Genomic DNA, 15,201 nt, shown 5'->3' on the forward strand with positions numbered 1-15,201 from the left:
GACAGCGGGGGCGAGACGCCGAGCGGATCCGGTCTGGCGGATCGGCGCACCGCCTGCTTATCCGACCCGGCACACAAGCTTGTGGCGAGCGGAATGGCGTCAGCGCGCGGCCTGCCCTCCCGGCGTCGTCCGCGCGGCGACCGCGAGGCCGAGCGCACAGAACAGGAGGGTGATCGGGCAGATCGCGAGAAAGGCGAAGCTGCGCAGCAGCGGCAGCTGACTCGAAAGGACGACCGCACCGAGCAGTGGACCCGCGACGCCGGCGATCTTGCCGATCGACGCGGCCCAGCCGGCGCCGCTGGCCCGCACGCTGCTGGGATAGAAGATGCCGGCAATCGAGATGATCCCGAAATGGGCACCGCTGACCAGCATCGTCGACAGGATGAAGCTCGGCACGAAGAGCGGAGCCGGCACCGCATCGAACCCGATCAGCAGCAGCACCGGAGCGGAGAACAAGGGGTAGAAGGCGACGGCGGCGGGGCCGTATTTGTCGGTGAAGCGCATCAGCGCCAGGCCGGCAACGGCGCCCAGCAAACCCCCGATCGCCGAGACATTGGCGGCCACGTGCCGCGGAACGTCCAGCCCCTCAAGCACCAGCGGGCCCCAGGACGCCTTGAAATAGATCGCCATGCTGCTGACCATATAGCCCAGCCAGAGCAGCGGGGTGATCACTGCCAGCCGATCCCGGAACAGCGCGCGGACATGGAACTTCGCCGGTGCCCCGGCTTCGTCGCCGAGATAGAAATGGTCGCTCGCCGAGCCGGAAAAGGCGGGATCGATCCGTTTCAGCGTCGCCACGATCCGGTCCGGCTGCCCGCCGCGCCCGACCAGGAAGCGGATCGATTCGGGCAATCCGAACACCAGCGCGATCGCGCTCAGGATCGTTCCGGTTCCGCCGATGAGATAGACCGCCTGCCAGCCATGTTGCGGCGCAATCCAGTTGGTCAGCGGCGCCGCAATCGTGCTGCCCAGCGCATAACCCAGCATGACGACCGTCACGACGGTCGCGCGCATGCGGCGCGGGACGAATTCGATGTTGAGCGCCCAGGCGAGCGGCAGCATGCCGCCGAGCGCGAGGCCATCGAGAAAGCGCAGCAGCACCAGCACGGGATAGCTCTGGGCGAAGGCCGTCGCGACGGTCAGGAACCCGAAGCCGAACGCAGTCACGATCACCGTCGGACGCCGACCGATGCGATCGCCGATATAGGCGAACAGGAAACCGCCAACGACCATGCCCGCCGTCCCGGCGGCGAAGACATTGCCGAGCATGCCCGTGTCGAGGCCGAGCTCATCGCGCATATAGGGCGCGGTGAACGAGACCATCATCATGTCCAGCCCGTCGAACAGGGTGATCAGCCAGGACAGGATGATCAGCCGGTAGTTGAAGGCGGTGAGCTTTCGCCCGTCGAGCAATGCCGAAACATCGATGGAGCGCGCCGTCACGGCCATGCTCCCGCGCTCAGCGGTCACGCGGGAAGCCTGGCGAAAATGCTGTTTGCGGGATGCCCATGCCTGTCCTCTCCGGGAAAGGCGGTCTCATGCCGCCATGCGGCTCAGGCTACAGCGATTGCGCTCGATTTCGAGGGAAATCGCCGTGGATGCGGCAAATTCATGGTTGTGAAATTGGGATTGAAGTGGCAGCGAGTCTGGATCAGGCCGTCGCGGCCTCCGCAGAGGCGCGGGCGAACTTGCCCGGCGATATGCCAAGGCGTTTTCTGAAGGCGGTACTGAAGGCGCTCGCGGATTCATAGCCGATCTCGTCCGCGATCCTGTCGAGCGTCTTGGCCCCGCGCAGGAGAGAGTCCTTCGCGAGTGCCATCCGCCACCGCGCCAGATACTCGATCGGCCCGCAGCCGAGGACTTCGCCGAAACGCGCGGCGAAGGCCGACCTCGACAAGCCAGCGATTTTCGCCAGCGCCGCCACCGTCCAGTTCGCGCGAACGTCCGCATGCATCGTGCGGAGAACGCGCGCGAGCAGCGGATCGCGCATGCCGTTCAGCAGCCCTGCTCTGGCATCGTCGGCCCCGATCCCGCGCCACCGCAGGGCTTCGACGAGCAACACCTCGAGAAGACGATGCAGGACCATTTCCTTGCCGGGATCGTCGTGCCCGCACTCATCCATGATGAGCTCGATAAGGCGGCTCAGCCGCTCCGAGCGGCCGCCCGATGCGGGAATGTAGATGAGGCTGGGAAGAAGCGCGAGCAGCAACGGCGCATTGACCTGTTCGATGCGAAAAGTGCCGCCGAGCGACACGAAGTCGGGGTCGCCCTCCTGCTCACCGTGGCGGACGGGCGCCTCCATCGGATTTCCCAATGTGCACTCGATTCCCGGATGGCTGCTGAGCGTGAAGGACGGCGTCGACGGCAACAGAAGGAAGTCCCCCTTCCGAACGCGCATCGGCTCATCGCCGTCGAACGAAAGCCAGCATTCGCCGTCCAGGATGATCGTGAAGCCGGGTGCGTTGTGCGCAGCATAGCGAACGCCCCAGCGCCCACGGCCGCTGATCGGCTTGGACATGGCGGCGCCTGGCCGGAGCAAGGCGATCACATCGCTAAGGGGATCCATTCTGGACGATCCGTAATTAATTCAGAAGATTAATTCTAATTAGTCCAGATCCACCTGTCCATCGCGATTTCATCGATGCGATGGAACCGGTCTGCAGGACCAGTTCAGCGGACGATTGCGCACGCCGATGTCGAGCGCCTCCCAGGCGCGATCGGTCGTGACCGCGGTCGCGCCCAGGGATCGGGCCAAGGCGAGACATGCGCGATCACCAAGCGACAGGCCTGCCGAACGCGTCGATGCCCGCAACAAGCCGGCTTCGATCGCCAGGCGCCCGTCGAACGGCGCGACCGTCAGTTCGAGCGCCTCGATATTCGCCGTGACGCGATCGTCCGGCATCCCGCGCTCCTGTAATTTGCTTGCGACCTCCGCTAGATTCACTGCGCTGATGATCGCGTCCGGGAGCACTTCGATTACCCGCTCGGCACCTGGCTGGCCCTGTAAGACCGTCAGCAATGCCGAAGCATCGAGCACCATCTCACTCACGCGCAGCGGCCGCGCGTCGGTCTGCCATCAAATCGTTCGCAAGGCTGACATCCGTGGGCACATATTTACGGACCTCGGCCTGTATTGCCTTGATCACGGCCTGATACGACCGCACGCGCAGTTCGCCATCGACAACTTCGAGACGGACACCGTCCCCGTCGGCCAGGCCAAGCTCCCTGCGAACATCAGCGGGAATTTGCAGCCGCCCACCTGAGACGATGCGGCCCTTGTACGCGTTCATGACATTCTCCCGGCTAGCGGGCTTCAGTTTAGTACGACATGCGTAAGCCCGTTATACACAAAGTACCGATCTGTATCTTTCGCACGACCAGGCATTTCTCCGAGGTGTGACGTTAGTGGGCCCCTCAGCCGAGCATCGGCACGAGGCTCTGCAGCGCCGCCGCGTAATAGTCGGTCGACAGGGGCGCCGGCTTGGCCTTGCCCAGGGTGCGATCGACGACTGCCATGCCGCCGGCCGAAAGAGGATAGGGCGCCGATGCCCCGGTCGTCACGTCGATCCAGGCGGGGATCGGTGCGCCCTTGGCCAGCAGCCCGCGCCACCAGGCAGCGATGGGCTTGACCAGGGCGCCGCGGCCGCTCGTAACGGCGTACAGCGGGATGCGGATCGCGTCGAACCCGAAATAGGGTGGCTTGTCCGGCGCGGGCGCCACGGTGCCGTCGTTGCCGACGTCGATCCAGTCGGTCGGCAGCCGGTTGGGCCCGAACTGCGCTGCGCGCAGCAGCGCCTGGCCATCGGCGATCACCGGCCGCCAGGCGCCGCCGTCGCGCCGCGCGCAATCATCGAGCGCGGACCAGATGTAATAGGACAAGTTGAGCTTCGTGTGCGTGCCCGTCGCGAAGCCGTCCATCCCCGGCAAGAGCAGGCGCCGGCGACCCCGTACCACCACCAGCTTTTGCAGGATCGCGGCGCGGATCGCCGCCGCCCGATCGCTGTAGCGCGCATCGCGCCACAGATCGCCCGCCCGGGCCAGCGCCCAGGCAATCATCAGGTCGCCATCGGTGGCATTGTTGCGATCGGCCACCGGCGTAGCCGCGCGCGGATCGTAGCGCCAGGCGTAGAGCGCGAGGTCGGGTCGGGCGAGATTGGCCTCGGTCCATTGCCAGGCCTGGTCAAAGCCCGGCCGGTCGCCGGCCGCGACCGCCAGCATCATCGCGTAACTCTGGCCCTCGCTATGGCTGACGCCGCCATTGCCGGTATCGACCACACGCCCGTCGGCCGCAAAGAAGGCGGTCTTGAAGGCTTGCCAGCGCAGCAGCGCCGGTGTCGACGTCGGTGGAGTCTGCGCACGTGAGCAGCCAACCATGCCCAGGCTGGCAATCGTTCCGGCCATGGAAAGACAAAAGTACCGGCGGTCAACGCCCATGTTTCAACCTTATTTCGGCGTCATTCCAGCGGATTGTCCGCGTACGCAGGGTGGGGCCCGCCCCCATTTGTCGCATCCAGCCGCCATAGATGCCTTCCAGCACCGGACGCAGTACGATCTCCATGCGGCCGCCGACCAACAAGCCGAGTGCCATGGGGAGCCCGGTATGCGTGATGAGGATACCGTCCCCATCCAGCGCGAAGCGCGCCGAGCCGCAGTGATGCCGGTCCCAGAACTCGTTGACGCGGCCCGTGAGCGCGATCAGATCGTCCACGCCCGTCATCGGCGCCAGCGCGGCGATCCGCGCGCCGGTCGCGCGCAACAAGGCGTTGCGCTGCGTATCGCTCGCGGTGGCGCGGATTTCGGCTACCAGTCCGGCGAGCAACAGCGCGCCCGCGGCCAGTCCGTCGCCGTCGATGCCGGGCCGCGGGGAATCCATCAGCGCTCGCCTCCCAGAGTCTGCCGAATGCCGATCGAGGAGCGATATTCGTCATAGCTGCCGAAGGTGTTCACGCTGAACGAACCACCGACCTGAGTCGATGGACTCACCCGGTAGTAGAGCGACCCGTCCGCGGAAAAGGCGAAGCCGGTCTGGCTGAGGCTGTCATAATAGGAACGCACGTCGGTATTTTGCGCCTTGAGCGCGTCGAGCGCCGCCTGCGCCACCGGATCGGTCGGGTAAATCGGTGCGCGATCCTGCTCATAGCTCTGATAGCCCGGCGTCACGCCGAGCCGCCCCTCGATCCGCGGCGAATCATAGCTGTAGCGGATCGGCAGGCCGACGCTCAGGAAGCTCTGCGGGCTGAAATAGCCGCCATGGCCATAAGTGAAGTAGTTCTGATTGTTGAGGAAGTTCTGCCAATTGAGGTTGAGGCCACCAGTCAACACCGAACGACTGTCCCGGACGATCGGCATGTAGCCGCCGACATTGGCTTGCAAGCCGCGATTCTCGATGACGTTGAGCCCCTGATAGCGATAGGCCGACACGTCGCCATATAATCCGGTGCCGCCCTTGTCCCACGACAGTGCAAGCCCGCCGCCGGTGCGCATGATCTCGCCCCAGCGCCCCCCGGTGACGGGATCGCGGGTACCGGCATAGGAAACGACGCTCTCCGTCACCGCCTCGCGCCTGACCCAGCCGCGGGCACTCGCATTGCGCGACAGCCGCGGTTTAGCGGTGAAACCGAAAGTGGCGCGTGTATTCTCGAAACCGATCGGCGTCGTGCCGACTTCGGCCAGGATCCATGGGCTTTCATAGGAAGCCGCGACGGCGACACCCGAGGCATGCTGCGTATCCGCCTGAACCAGGTTGGACGGCAATTTCGCGACGATGCCGACTGCCTCGGGCGTTGCGTTGCGACCGAATCGGGCGAGCGCCGAGCCAGTCGGCCGCCCCGCATCGATTACCTTCGCCGTCGCGCTCACGCCGATCCGGCCGCCGAGCAGATCGGTCGAGGCGCCGGCGGTGCCGGAGAGCTCGCGCAATTCGCTCAGCCCGGTTTCCCCGGAACGCTGACGATACCCCATGGTCACGTCGGCGCGGGGCCCGGTGTTGCTCGACAGGGCCGTGATGTCCGACTGGAGCTTGGCCATGACCGGGTCCGCCGCAACGGTTCCCGAGATGGCCGGATAAGCGGGGGCGTAGGAGGCGGGATAGGCTGGAGCAGCGCCAGGCATGGGTATAGACGCACCCGCCACGCCGCCGTCCGTCGCGCCATAGCCCGGGGCGACTCTGAACGGCACCGGGCCTGTTCCGGGCGCGACATAGGGATCGGGCTCGGCGGCGATGCGGCCGCCGCCCAGCGCGAAGGGATTGGCGATGACCGGCGCTGGCGGCGCCGACGTCCGCCGGAACGGGTTTGTATCCGACAAGCCCGCAGCGAACGGATTGGTGCGATCGAGCGTTCCGGCGCTTCCATTGCGAGCGGCGTAGCTGGCCTGGGCACGGCGCAGATATTTGATGGCGGCGCGGCGATCGCCGCGGGCCTGTTCCATCTGGCCCGCCGCCAGATACACTTCGTAATCGCCCGGATAATATTGCAGCGCGCGCCCGACCGTCGCGACCGCCAGACCGTGATCGCCATTCGCGCCGGCCGTGCCGATCAGGCCGATCAGGGCGCCCTTGTCGCGCGGCTTGCCGGCCAGCACCATCTGATAGGTCTGCGCGGCCTGCGAGGGCATGTTGCCGGACTGGTAGAGCCGGGCCAGCGCGGCGAGCACCTCGCCATTGCCGGGCGCGGCGGCCCAGGTCTGCTGCAGCAGGTCGAAGGCCGGGGCATATTGCCCGGCCAGGCGAAGCCGGTCCGCCTGCGCGGCGGCACGAATACCTTCGAGCCGCGCGACCGCGACCGCGCCGTCGGGCGTGCCCTGGGCGGCAAGCCGCGCGCGTTCGATCGCTGTGACGGCCGCCTCGTCCTGACCGGTCCGGGCAAGGATGCGGATGACCGGCTCGAAGCTGTCGGGCGAGGACGGGCCGGCTGCCAGCGCCTGTTGCGCGATCTGCGCGGCCGATGCGGTGTCGCCCATATCGTCGAGCGCGCCGCCGATCGAGGCCAGCGAGGCAGCGCTCAGCCCCGGCGTCGCGGCGAGCTGGCGCAGGCCGGCGGCGGCCGACGCGACCTGGCCCTGCGCGGCGAGCGCCTGGGCCCGCTTGACCGCAGCATCGACTTTGAGCTGCGCCGCGAAGCGCTGCATCGCCGGGGTCAGGCGGCTGGGCGGGATCCGGTCGAGCAATTGCTGGGCGGCCGCATTCCGATCGAGCTGCCCATTGAGCAGCGCGGCGGCGTAAAGCCCATCGGGTGTCCCGATCGTCTGGAGTGACCGGATCAGCGAATCCGCGTCCGATGCCCGGCCTCGTCCGATCAGGTAACGCGCATATTCAAGCCGGATCCACGGATCGGCCTGATCGGCGAGCAGGCCGCGCTGGAATTGCTGCTCCGCCTCAACGGTATTGCCCTGAGCCGCCGCCTGCAGCGCCGCATTGCGGATGACCCGGCTGGCCAGCTGGGCTTCACTGCCGCCACCGGCGCCGGCCTGGCGCGCGAGATCTGCGGCATCGGCGTAGCGCCCCTGCCGCTCATAGACATCGGCAAGCAACGCCAATGCCGGGCCGCGATCCTTCACCGCCAGGCGCGACAGCGCCTCGGCATCGGCCTGCGCGCCGGACAGATCGCCGGCGTCGAGCTTGGTGCGTGCCGCATCTAGGCCACTGAAGAAGCGCGCCGAGGTCAGCGCCTCGGCCCATTTGCCGGCATTGCCGCGCACCGACGCCCGCTCGAACAGCCCGACAGCCTCGCCGAAGCGCGACTGGCGCAGCCGGACGATGCCAAGCCCGCCCGCCGCATCGGCATCGTTGCGGTTACGGTTCAGGGCCGCTTCGAAATTGCGGCCGGCGGTCGCCAGGTCGCCGCCGTCGAGCGCACGGAATCCAGCGGCGCGCGCGTCGCCGCCGCGATCGACCGGGGCGACGGCTGCTCTCGGTGCCGGCTGGCTGGCCGGCGTCGTCGTTTGGGCGGCGCGGGGTGCCGGTGCTTCAGCCTTGGGCGCGGCCGGACGTGGGGCCGGAGCAGCGGTCGACAAAGCGCGCCGCGCCTCCGCGTTGGCCGGATCGAGCGCGAGCGCGCGGCGATAAGCCTGCCGCGCCAGATCGGCGCGTCCACGCCCCTGCCAGTAGCGGCCCTGCTCGAGCAGGGCCGCAACGCCCGGTGCCTGGGCCAGCGCCGGAACGGCGACACCTGAGAGAAGGATCGCCGCGATGGTGACGGTGCGCATCATGCCCCTTCAGCCTCTTTCAACCGGCGGCGCTGTTGCCGCGCGAAGAACAGATAGAGTGGCCCGCCCAACAGCAGTGCAGCGAGAATCCCGCCAAGCGCCATCAGCAGCGGCCGCTGGCTGAACCACCAGGCCACCCGCATCCATACCGGCAACGATCCCGCCCAATAGCTTGAGCCGACCGCAAAGCTGCGCATGCCATCGCCGCTCGTCACGGCGAGATCGCCCTGCACCTGGGCGTTGATCCGCCGCTCGGCGAGGCCCTGGACGAGCATCGGCAGCTCGCGCGGATCGCTGCCGATCGCCGCGACCACGGTGCGGGCCGAATCGAAGGGCGAGCGGAAGCTGACCAATCCGTTGAAGGAATCGGTCGTCTGCAACAGGACGTCCGCATTATCCGGATCGCTGGGCGTCGAAGAGAACAGCCCGAAGGCCCGGGTCAGCGGGTTACGCTCCATCACGCGCAGGCGCGTGCCCTCGGCGCGAATCGGAGCATTGGCGAACAGCTCGGGCGCCGTACGCGTCAGCTCCAGACCGCCGATCACCAGCAGATCACGGCCAGCCAGGCCTTCGTTAACCGATTGCGTGACCGTGACGGCAGTTGCCGGGGTTCCGGTCGAATCGCCGAACCGGCCCATCAGCGTCAGATAGGCCTCGACCACGCTCGGCGCCGGCGCGGCGCCCATCAGGACCACCGTCTCGGCCAGATCGGGGCTGACGGTGAAGGGATAGCCCGCATTGGCGAAAGTGGCCAGATTTGGCATGCGCTGGGCGTGATAGGCATGAGTCAGATCGATGCTGCTGTCCGGATCGATCGCCACGCGGACGTTTTCCGGCATCGTGCCTTCGCATCGCTTCTTGTTCGCGACGACGAGGTTGTAATCGAACGTCAGCGCGTTCTGGCCGAACAGATTATAGCTAGGCAGCTCAATCGTCGCTTTTGTCAGGCGCGTATCGGCCCCTTCAGTCCTGCCGAGCAGGGAGACCCACCATTTGTCGCTGGTCAGCGGCAGGGTCCTCAAGAACTGATTGTTGATCGACACATCAAGCCGCGAGGCGCGCTGATCGAGCCAGACCGCAGTAGGATAGCGATAGCGCAGATCGAGCTTTGCGCCCCCGCGCGGCCAGAAGAACAGATCGGGCGCGGCGCGGAAGCCGGTCGTCAGCGGGCCGGGCGGCAGGCCGAGCCCCTGGAGCGTAACCGGATCGACCAGCTCACCCAACCGTACCGGCCGGTCGGAACGCAGCCAGCGCCGCGCAGCGTAACGGGCATAGGTCGGAATGCGCACCCCATCGAACGCGGCGCGCACGCCACCCGTCGTGCCGCGCCCGATGGCGAGCGCGGCCGCCGCGAGCTTCAACTCGCGATCGTCGCGACCCATGATGAGCAGCAGCTCCCCATAGGAATCGAGCGGATTGCGCATGATGAGCGCCGAAGGACCGCCGATCGTGGGAACGAAATCGCCGATCCGCATGCCCGGCCGCACGAACACGATCGCGTTGCCGCGCGGCACGCCACCATAAACCGGCTTGAAGGCAAAGCCGCGATAGCTTGCAAGGCCGCCGAACCATCCCGCGATGCTCGCCGCCGCTTCAAGCTCCCCGTTGCGCGGCGCCGAGGCGAAGACGAACGGCAGCGTCAGGGGCAGATTGTCGCTCCGGTCGAAGAAAGGGGACGGCAGCCGCGCGAGATCAGGACCGAGCGGCAGCGTCTGGATCGTGAGATCGAGCCCGGAGCGGACATTGCTGATGTTCGCCCATAGGGCGCTGTGGAACGGATCCTCGCAATCGCGGGCGTAATGGCCGACGAGTCGCAGGTTGAGCGAATTGTCGCCCGGCAGGAACAGCGCCGGGTTGACCGCGATCGCGAGCCGCTGGCCGGCGGCGGCATCGGGGGTCAGCGCGATGGTCCGCACGACCTCGCCGTTGAGCATCACCACGAGCTGGCTGAGATCACCGAGCATGGCAGGCGACCATGCCATCGACAGATTCAGGGTCGCGCCCGTCACCACTTCATTGGCGCGCATGCCGAACGGGATGCCGATTTCGCCGCGGGTGCCGGCGAGCCGGATGGCGGAGCGCACCTGCAGGTCGCGGAAAGTCAGGCGCTGGTTGCGCACGCCGGCCCCAGAGGCAGGGGTAGCGGCAGGGGCAGGCGCGGACGCCGGTGCACTGGCCGCGGCGCGTTGCGTGGGCTGTGCCCGGACGTCGGCCGGATTGACCGCGATCAGCAGGGCGGCCGCTGCCGTGGCAGTCGCGACCGCGCCCGAGACCCGCAGCCGCTTCTCGTTGCGCCGTTCAGCCCGGTTCAGCCTGAGCAACCGCTTCAGCGTGACCAGATCGACCTTCAGGACGTCGCGCAACGACCGCAGGACGGAAACCGGCGGCCGCGGTTCAGCGCTCTGCCAGGCATCGGCGCGCCCCATGATCGAGCGGACGAGCTGGCGGCGTTGAAGCATGTCGAGTTCCTTGAAGCGCATCGTCGCGGTGCCGCCGGTGGACCGCAGCAGATCGATTGGCAGAGTCAGCATCTCGTCCCCCATCGGCAGGGCGACATGGGTGATCGTCCGGTCGAGCAGCGAGACACCCGCTGGAACGGCCACCGAAAGGCCGCCCATCGAAAGATCGTTGGTCGGGGCATCGATGACATGGCCGTCGGAAAAATAGAGCGTCGCGATCAGCCGGACCGGGATGCGGATATGTTCGCGGGTCTGGCGCGCTTCCAGCCCGACTGAGACGGCGGCGAGCAGGATGACCAGGCTGAAGCTTGCCCACAATGTGTTCAACATCAGCGAATCCGCCTGGATGTTGAAATAGAGCGGGAAGAACAGGAGCTTCACGAAGCCGAACGCGACCCCGAAGACGAGCAGCGCGATGCAGAGCAGATGCGGCCGGACGGTGGAGCGATCGAAATAGGTCTTGTCGAGCAGCGCCCCCTTGTCCGTCACGTTGAACTTGCCGCCATGCGGACGGAGCAACGTCTGGACGGTCGGTCGCACGAGGTGGAAGGCGAGGATCGTCTCGTAGATCTCGCCCCAGAAGGGTCGCCGGTCGCCGCCTTGGAGAATGCCGCTCGACACCTGCGAACAATAGAGATGGGCCGCGGCATAGGCAAAGATCATCGAAGCGGAGGCGTGCATGATGTTCTGCCCCAGGATCAGATAAGCCAGGGGGCTGGTGAGAAAGACAATGCGCGGCAGCGGAAACTGGAAGTGCAGCATCGCATTGAAATAGCAAAGCCGCTGCTGCCAGCTGAGGCCGCGGCCGGTCAGCGGATTGTCGATGCGCAGAATCTGAGTCATGCCCCGGGCCCAGCGGATGCGCTGGCCGATATGGAGAACGAGGCGCTCCGTCGCGAGCCCGGCCGACAGCCTGACCCCGAGAAAGGCAGTGCCCCAGCGCCGGCGCTGCAGTTTCAGCGCGGTGTGCGCGTCCTCAGTGACCGTTTCGAAAGCGAAACCGCCGATATCGTCGAGCGCCGCGCGGCGGATGATCGCGCAGGAGCCGCAGAAGAAGGCGGCGTTCCACAGATCATTGCCCTTCTGCACCGCGCCGTAGAACAGATCGCCCTCGCCCGGCAGCTCGCGCACGGTGCCGAGGTTCCGCTGAACCGGATCGGGCGAATAGAAGTGATGCGGCGTCTGCACGAGCGCGAGCTTCGCATCGCGCTGGAACCAGCCCACCGTCATCTGGAGAAACGCGCGCGTCGGCACGTGATCGCAATCGAAGATCGCGATCAGCCCGCCGTCGGTCCGCGCCAGCGCGGCATTCAGATTGCCCGCCTTGGCGTGATGATTGTCGGAGCGGGTGATATAGCCGCAGCCGACTGAATGAGCGAAGGCGCGGAACGCGGCGCGGCGCCCGTCATCGAGCAGATAGACCCGGAACTTGTCCGCCGGATAATCGAGATCGAGCGCCGCGAGCACGGTCGTGCGGACGATGTCGATGCTTTCGTTATAGGTCGGGATATAGACGTCGACGGTTGGCCATTCCTCCGGCGTGCCGCGCAGCTCGACGGCTTCGCGTTCCAGCGGCCAGGCGGTCTGGAGGAAGCCGAGCGCCAGGATCAGCCAGGCGTAGAGCTCCGCCAGATACAGGCCGATGCCCACTATCGCGCCCAGCAGGCTGTCGAATTCGAGCGTCGCAGTGGTGCGCCAGAACACGTAGCGGGTCGATGCGACGACCGTCAGGATGGCCAGCGAGAGCAGCGCCCGCTTGGAGCGCGCGCGCGCCAGAAGGAACGCCGCCACGATGGTGACCACCGCGAAGCTCCACTGCCCCCCAACATCGAGCGGAACGGTGACGACGATCAGCGTCATCGCCAGTGCGGCGATCAGCATCAGCCATTGCAGTGCCCGCGCAGCGACTGTCACTCTGCCGACTCCGCCGGGATCAGGTCGCAGCGCTGCTCGACCGCTGCCGCCATGGCGCGCAGATCGGGCAGGACCACGCTGTGCGGCGCGTAGCGGGCGATCGACTGGAACGATGCGAGCGCCTCGTTGACGGCCTCGTCACGCCGCACCGCGGCGACCAGCCCGTCGCCGAAAAGTTCGCTGAGAAAGATCTTGCTGTGCCGCGACAGCCGGCGCGTATCATCGACATGGTTGAGCACGAAGGCCGTCCCGACCAGGTCGATCGTCGCGGTGCCCGGATCAATCTTGGCCAGCGCCGCCAGCGAGGCGGGGCGCGGCATCAGCGTGCAAAGATGCAGCGCCGCATGGGGCAACAGGCGCTGCTTCAGCTCCATATCGGCCGATGCAACATCGGCAATCACCACCCGGCCGGTGCCGAACAACGCCCCGCGCCCGCTGCCGATCGCCTCGGCGAAGCTCGGCGCGCGCGACATGGCATGCCCGGACAGCAAGGTGACGCCATCGACCACCATCTTGTCGTCGTTCGGCTCGCCCATGCGCGGCAGTTGCTGGACCGGCCTCAGCCCGAAGAACAGCTTGAGCGCATCGGCATAGGTAAAGTCGATCGCGGTGACGTCATGGCCCCGCTCGGCCAGCCCCAGCGCAAGATGGGCTGCGAGGAACGTCGTCCCCACGCCGCCGGTCGGCGAATGGCACAGGATCAACGTCATGAGCGATGGTCTGCCGGTTGATCGGACAGGGTCTGCAGGAAGGCGCGCAGGCCATCCTCGGCCTGGCGGACGTCGCCGCCGCGTGTTCCGGCCGTACCATCATAGCCGGCGAGGAAACCAGCGGCGTCGTCGCGCACGGCGGCATCGTCGCCCCGGCGCCGCTTGCCTGTCACGCGCTCATCGGCGAGCAACGCCTCGAACAGGGGCCAGGGTTCGAGATCGGCGATGGCGTCAGCGAACTGGCGATAGCGGAAATCCGGCCGCTCGAGCTTGTCGAGGAGCGAAGTGACGTCTGTGCGCATTACTGATCCCACTGTTCCACGCCGCGCCTGAGGAGGTCCGTTGGTAGGACAAACGCCAGACGTTCCGTTGCCGAAACGTCGCTGGACTATCGCTCGGCTGCTTGTCCCCAACTCCTGCCGTCGCAGGTTCCCAATTAACGGCCGTGTAATATCTTCCGGCAACGGGTCATCTACGTATATCTCCGTTATGTACAACCCGCCATTAACAGCGCTGGCGTCAATTCCCTGGATCCTGGAGTGAAATCTATCCCTCACCGCAGTTCGGCCGGCGCCTTTTCGGAGAGCGTGCCGAGCGCGACTCTCGCCCATCTTTACGCGCCTGTTCCGCAGACGCTGCTGATGATCGCGGCGCTTAACATCATCGCGTTCCTGGTCTTCCAGCAGCGACCGGAGACGGCTGATCGCGCCCTGCTGGCGGCGGCGGCCATCGCAGGTATCGCGCGGATCATCGTCCTGCTGCTCGGGCGCCGACGCCTCGGGCGCGGCAGCCTCGACGCGTTGGCGATCAGCCGGCTCAGGCGCGACCATGCGGTCGCCTACCTGGCCTTCGCGCTGGTGCTCGGCCTGTTCGCCCTGCGCAACATCCTGGCCGACATCGCACCGGTGCACCTCATCGTGCTGTGCCTGATCGTCAGCTACGCCGCGGGCGTGGCGCTGCTGGTGGGGCTGCGGCCCTGGCTGGCGGCAAGCGCGATGACGATCGCCGTCCTGCCGACCGGCCTGGCACTGCTGTTCCATCCCGATCCCTTTTATCGCCTGACCGGGCTGACGATGATCGCGATGCTGGCCGGCGGCGTCCACAGCGTGATGAACCATGCCGGCAGCGTGGCGAAGGAGATGAGCGGGCGCCTGGCCTCGCAGATGCTGGCGTGGCGCGATCCGTTGACCGGGCTGTGGAACCGGCGCGCGCTCGACGACTGGTTCGCCAAGCAGCTCGCGACCGACAGCGGCATGCTCTACGCAGTCCATTCGATCGATCTCGACGGGTTCAAGCAAGTGAACGACGCCTATGGCCACCAGGCGGGCGACGATGTGCTGTGCGCCGTCGCCGGACGGCTGACGCGCGCCGTGCGGTCCGAGGATTTCGTGGTGCGCATGGGCGGCGACGAGTTCGTCGTGATCCAGCCGGGCATCGTCACCGACGAGGATGCCCGCCAGCTCGCGGGACGCATCAGCGAGATGGTGACCGGCGCCTATGCGGTCGGCCCGGCGCGGGCGCGGATCGGCCTGAGCATCGGATCGATCGTCGCCCGGATCGGCATCCGCCCGCTCGCTGACCTGTTGCGGGAAGCCGACAGGGTGCTCTATTCAAGCCGCGACCGCGTCCGCCGACCACGCCGCGGCGAGCCCGACTGGTCCCCCGCGCCGAGCCCCGAATCGGGCGCGACCGGCCCAACGCGCGAGCCAAGCCCGACGACGTGACGCGGGCCGCTGGGGGGCGCAATCTGGCGGGGAGATGGTGCGCTTATAATCGGCGAACGGTCTCCGCGTGGATCGTTTCCAGCATCGTTCGCAGCCGTGAAAGCCCGACTCTTTTTTCTGCCTGGCTGGTCCTCGTCGCGGATGAGCCGGAGCGCGGACCCGCGCGCCGGCTCCCGATCCGACGACGCG

General features: G+C 67.0%; 11 protein-coding genes. 1 reads left to right on the top strand and 10 read right to left on the bottom strand.

Annotated elements, in window-relative coordinates; all coding sequences use genetic code 11:
- Positions 1 to 99: 99 nt before the first annotated feature.
- The 10 genes from U1769_RS20035 to U1769_RS20080 form a co-directional block, all read right to left on the bottom strand.
- Entirely contained in the window at positions 100 to 1,449 is a 1,350-nt protein-coding gene (locus U1769_RS20035; protein WP_443030433.1) for an MFS transporter, read from the bottom strand.
- A gap of 202 nt (positions 1,450 to 1,651) precedes the next feature.
- Positions 1,652 to 2,566 (bottom strand): AraC family transcriptional regulator, encoded by a 915-nt coding sequence (locus U1769_RS20040; protein ID WP_332719590.1) that lies wholly within the window; start codon positions 2,564 to 2,566, stop codon positions 1,652 to 1,654.
- Between the two features lie 69 nt (positions 2,567 to 2,635).
- Positions 2,636 to 3,040 carry a type II toxin-antitoxin system VapC family toxin gene (locus U1769_RS20045; RefSeq protein WP_332719848.1) on the bottom strand — a complete coding sequence of 135 codons (405 nt, stop codon included), beginning with the start codon at positions 3,038 to 3,040 and terminating at the stop codon, positions 2,636 to 2,638.
- Position 3,041: 1 nt separating this feature from the next.
- Positions 3,042 to 3,290 (bottom strand): AbrB/MazE/SpoVT family DNA-binding domain-containing protein, encoded by a 249-nt coding sequence (locus U1769_RS20050; RefSeq protein ID WP_332719592.1) that lies wholly within the window; start codon positions 3,288 to 3,290, stop codon positions 3,042 to 3,044.
- A 124-nt stretch (positions 3,291 to 3,414) separates the two neighbouring features.
- A complete protein-coding gene (locus U1769_RS20055) occupies positions 3,415 to 4,401 on the bottom strand; it encodes a family 8 glycosyl hydrolase (protein WP_332719594.1) in 987 nt (328 codons plus the stop codon).
- 22 nt (positions 4,402 to 4,423) lie between these two features.
- Positions 4,424 to 4,873, bottom strand: a complete 450-nt coding sequence (bcsD, locus tag U1769_RS20060; protein WP_332719596.1) for a cellulose biosynthesis protein BcsD — start codon at positions 4,871 to 4,873, stop codon at positions 4,424 to 4,426.
- Positions 4,873 to 8,208 (bottom strand): cellulose biosynthesis protein BcsC, encoded by a 3,336-nt coding sequence (locus tag U1769_RS20065; protein WP_332719599.1) that lies wholly within the window; start codon positions 8,206 to 8,208, stop codon positions 4,873 to 4,875. Before U1769_RS20065 ends, bcsD begins: the two co-directional genes overlap by 1 nt.
- The gene (gene bcsA, locus U1769_RS20070; protein ID WP_332719601.1) at positions 8,205 to 12,578 is read right to left on the bottom strand and encodes a UDP-forming cellulose synthase catalytic subunit; all 4,374 of its coding nucleotides are present in this window, start codon (positions 12,576 to 12,578) and stop codon (positions 8,205 to 8,207) included. Before bcsA ends, U1769_RS20065 begins: the two co-directional genes overlap by 4 nt.
- Entirely contained in the window at positions 12,575 to 13,288 is a 714-nt protein-coding gene (locus U1769_RS20075) for a cellulose synthase operon protein YhjQ/BcsQ (protein WP_332719603.1), read from the bottom strand. Before U1769_RS20075 ends, bcsA begins: the two co-directional genes overlap by 4 nt.
- Complete coding sequence (locus U1769_RS20080) at positions 13,285 to 13,590, bottom strand: hypothetical protein (protein ID WP_332719605.1); 306 nt, start codon at positions 13,588 to 13,590, stop codon at positions 13,285 to 13,287. Before U1769_RS20080 ends, U1769_RS20075 begins: the two co-directional genes overlap by 4 nt.
- Before the next feature lie 237 nt (positions 13,591 to 13,827).
- Between U1769_RS20080 and U1769_RS20085 the strand changes: the two genes are divergently transcribed.
- The gene (locus tag U1769_RS20085; RefSeq protein ID WP_332719607.1) at positions 13,828 to 15,012 is read left to right on the top strand and encodes a GGDEF domain-containing protein; all 1,185 of its coding nucleotides are present in this window, start codon (positions 13,828 to 13,830) and stop codon (positions 15,010 to 15,012) included.
- Positions 15,013 to 15,201 lie beyond the last annotated feature (189 nt).

Origin of the sequence: Parasphingomonas zepuensis (assembly GCF_036663735.1) — a bacterium.
In the GTDB taxonomy this organism is placed as follows: Bacteria; Pseudomonadota; Alphaproteobacteria; order Sphingomonadales; family Sphingomonadaceae; genus Sphingomonas.

What these genes read in the sequence shown, in the direction of transcription:
- U1769_RS20055 (WP_332719594.1), bottom strand. Translation starts at nt 4,401, where the DNA reads ATGGCCGGAACGATTGCCAGCCTGGGCATGGTTGGCTGCTCACGTGCG.
- U1769_RS20045 (WP_332719848.1), bottom strand. Translation starts at nt 3,040, where the DNA reads ATGGTGCTCGATGCTTCGGCATTGCTGACGGTCTTACAGGGCCAGCCA.
- U1769_RS20035 (WP_443030433.1), bottom strand. Translation starts at nt 1,449, where the DNA reads ATGGCCGTGACGGCGCGCTCCATCGATGTTTCGGCATTGCTCGACGGG.
- U1769_RS20075 (WP_332719603.1), bottom strand. Translation starts at nt 13,288, where the DNA reads ATGACGTTGATCCTGTGCCATTCGCCGACCGGCGGCGTGGGGACGACG.
- U1769_RS20040 (WP_332719590.1), bottom strand. Translation starts at nt 2,566, where the DNA reads ATGGATCCCCTTAGCGATGTGATCGCCTTGCTCCGGCCAGGCGCCGCC.
- U1769_RS20080 (WP_332719605.1), bottom strand. Translation starts at nt 13,590, where the DNA reads ATGCGCACAGACGTCACTTCGCTCCTCGACAAGCTCGAGCGGCCGGAT.
- bcsD (WP_332719596.1), bottom strand. Translation starts at nt 4,873, where the DNA reads ATGGATTCCCCGCGGCCCGGCATCGACGGCGACGGACTGGCCGCGGGC.
- U1769_RS20050 (WP_332719592.1), bottom strand. Translation starts at nt 3,290, where the DNA reads ATGAACGCGTACAAGGGCCGCATCGTCTCAGGTGGGCGGCTGCAAATT.
- U1769_RS20065 (WP_332719599.1), bottom strand. Translation starts at nt 8,208, where the DNA reads ATGATGCGCACCGTCACCATCGCGGCGATCCTTCTCTCAGGTGTCGCC.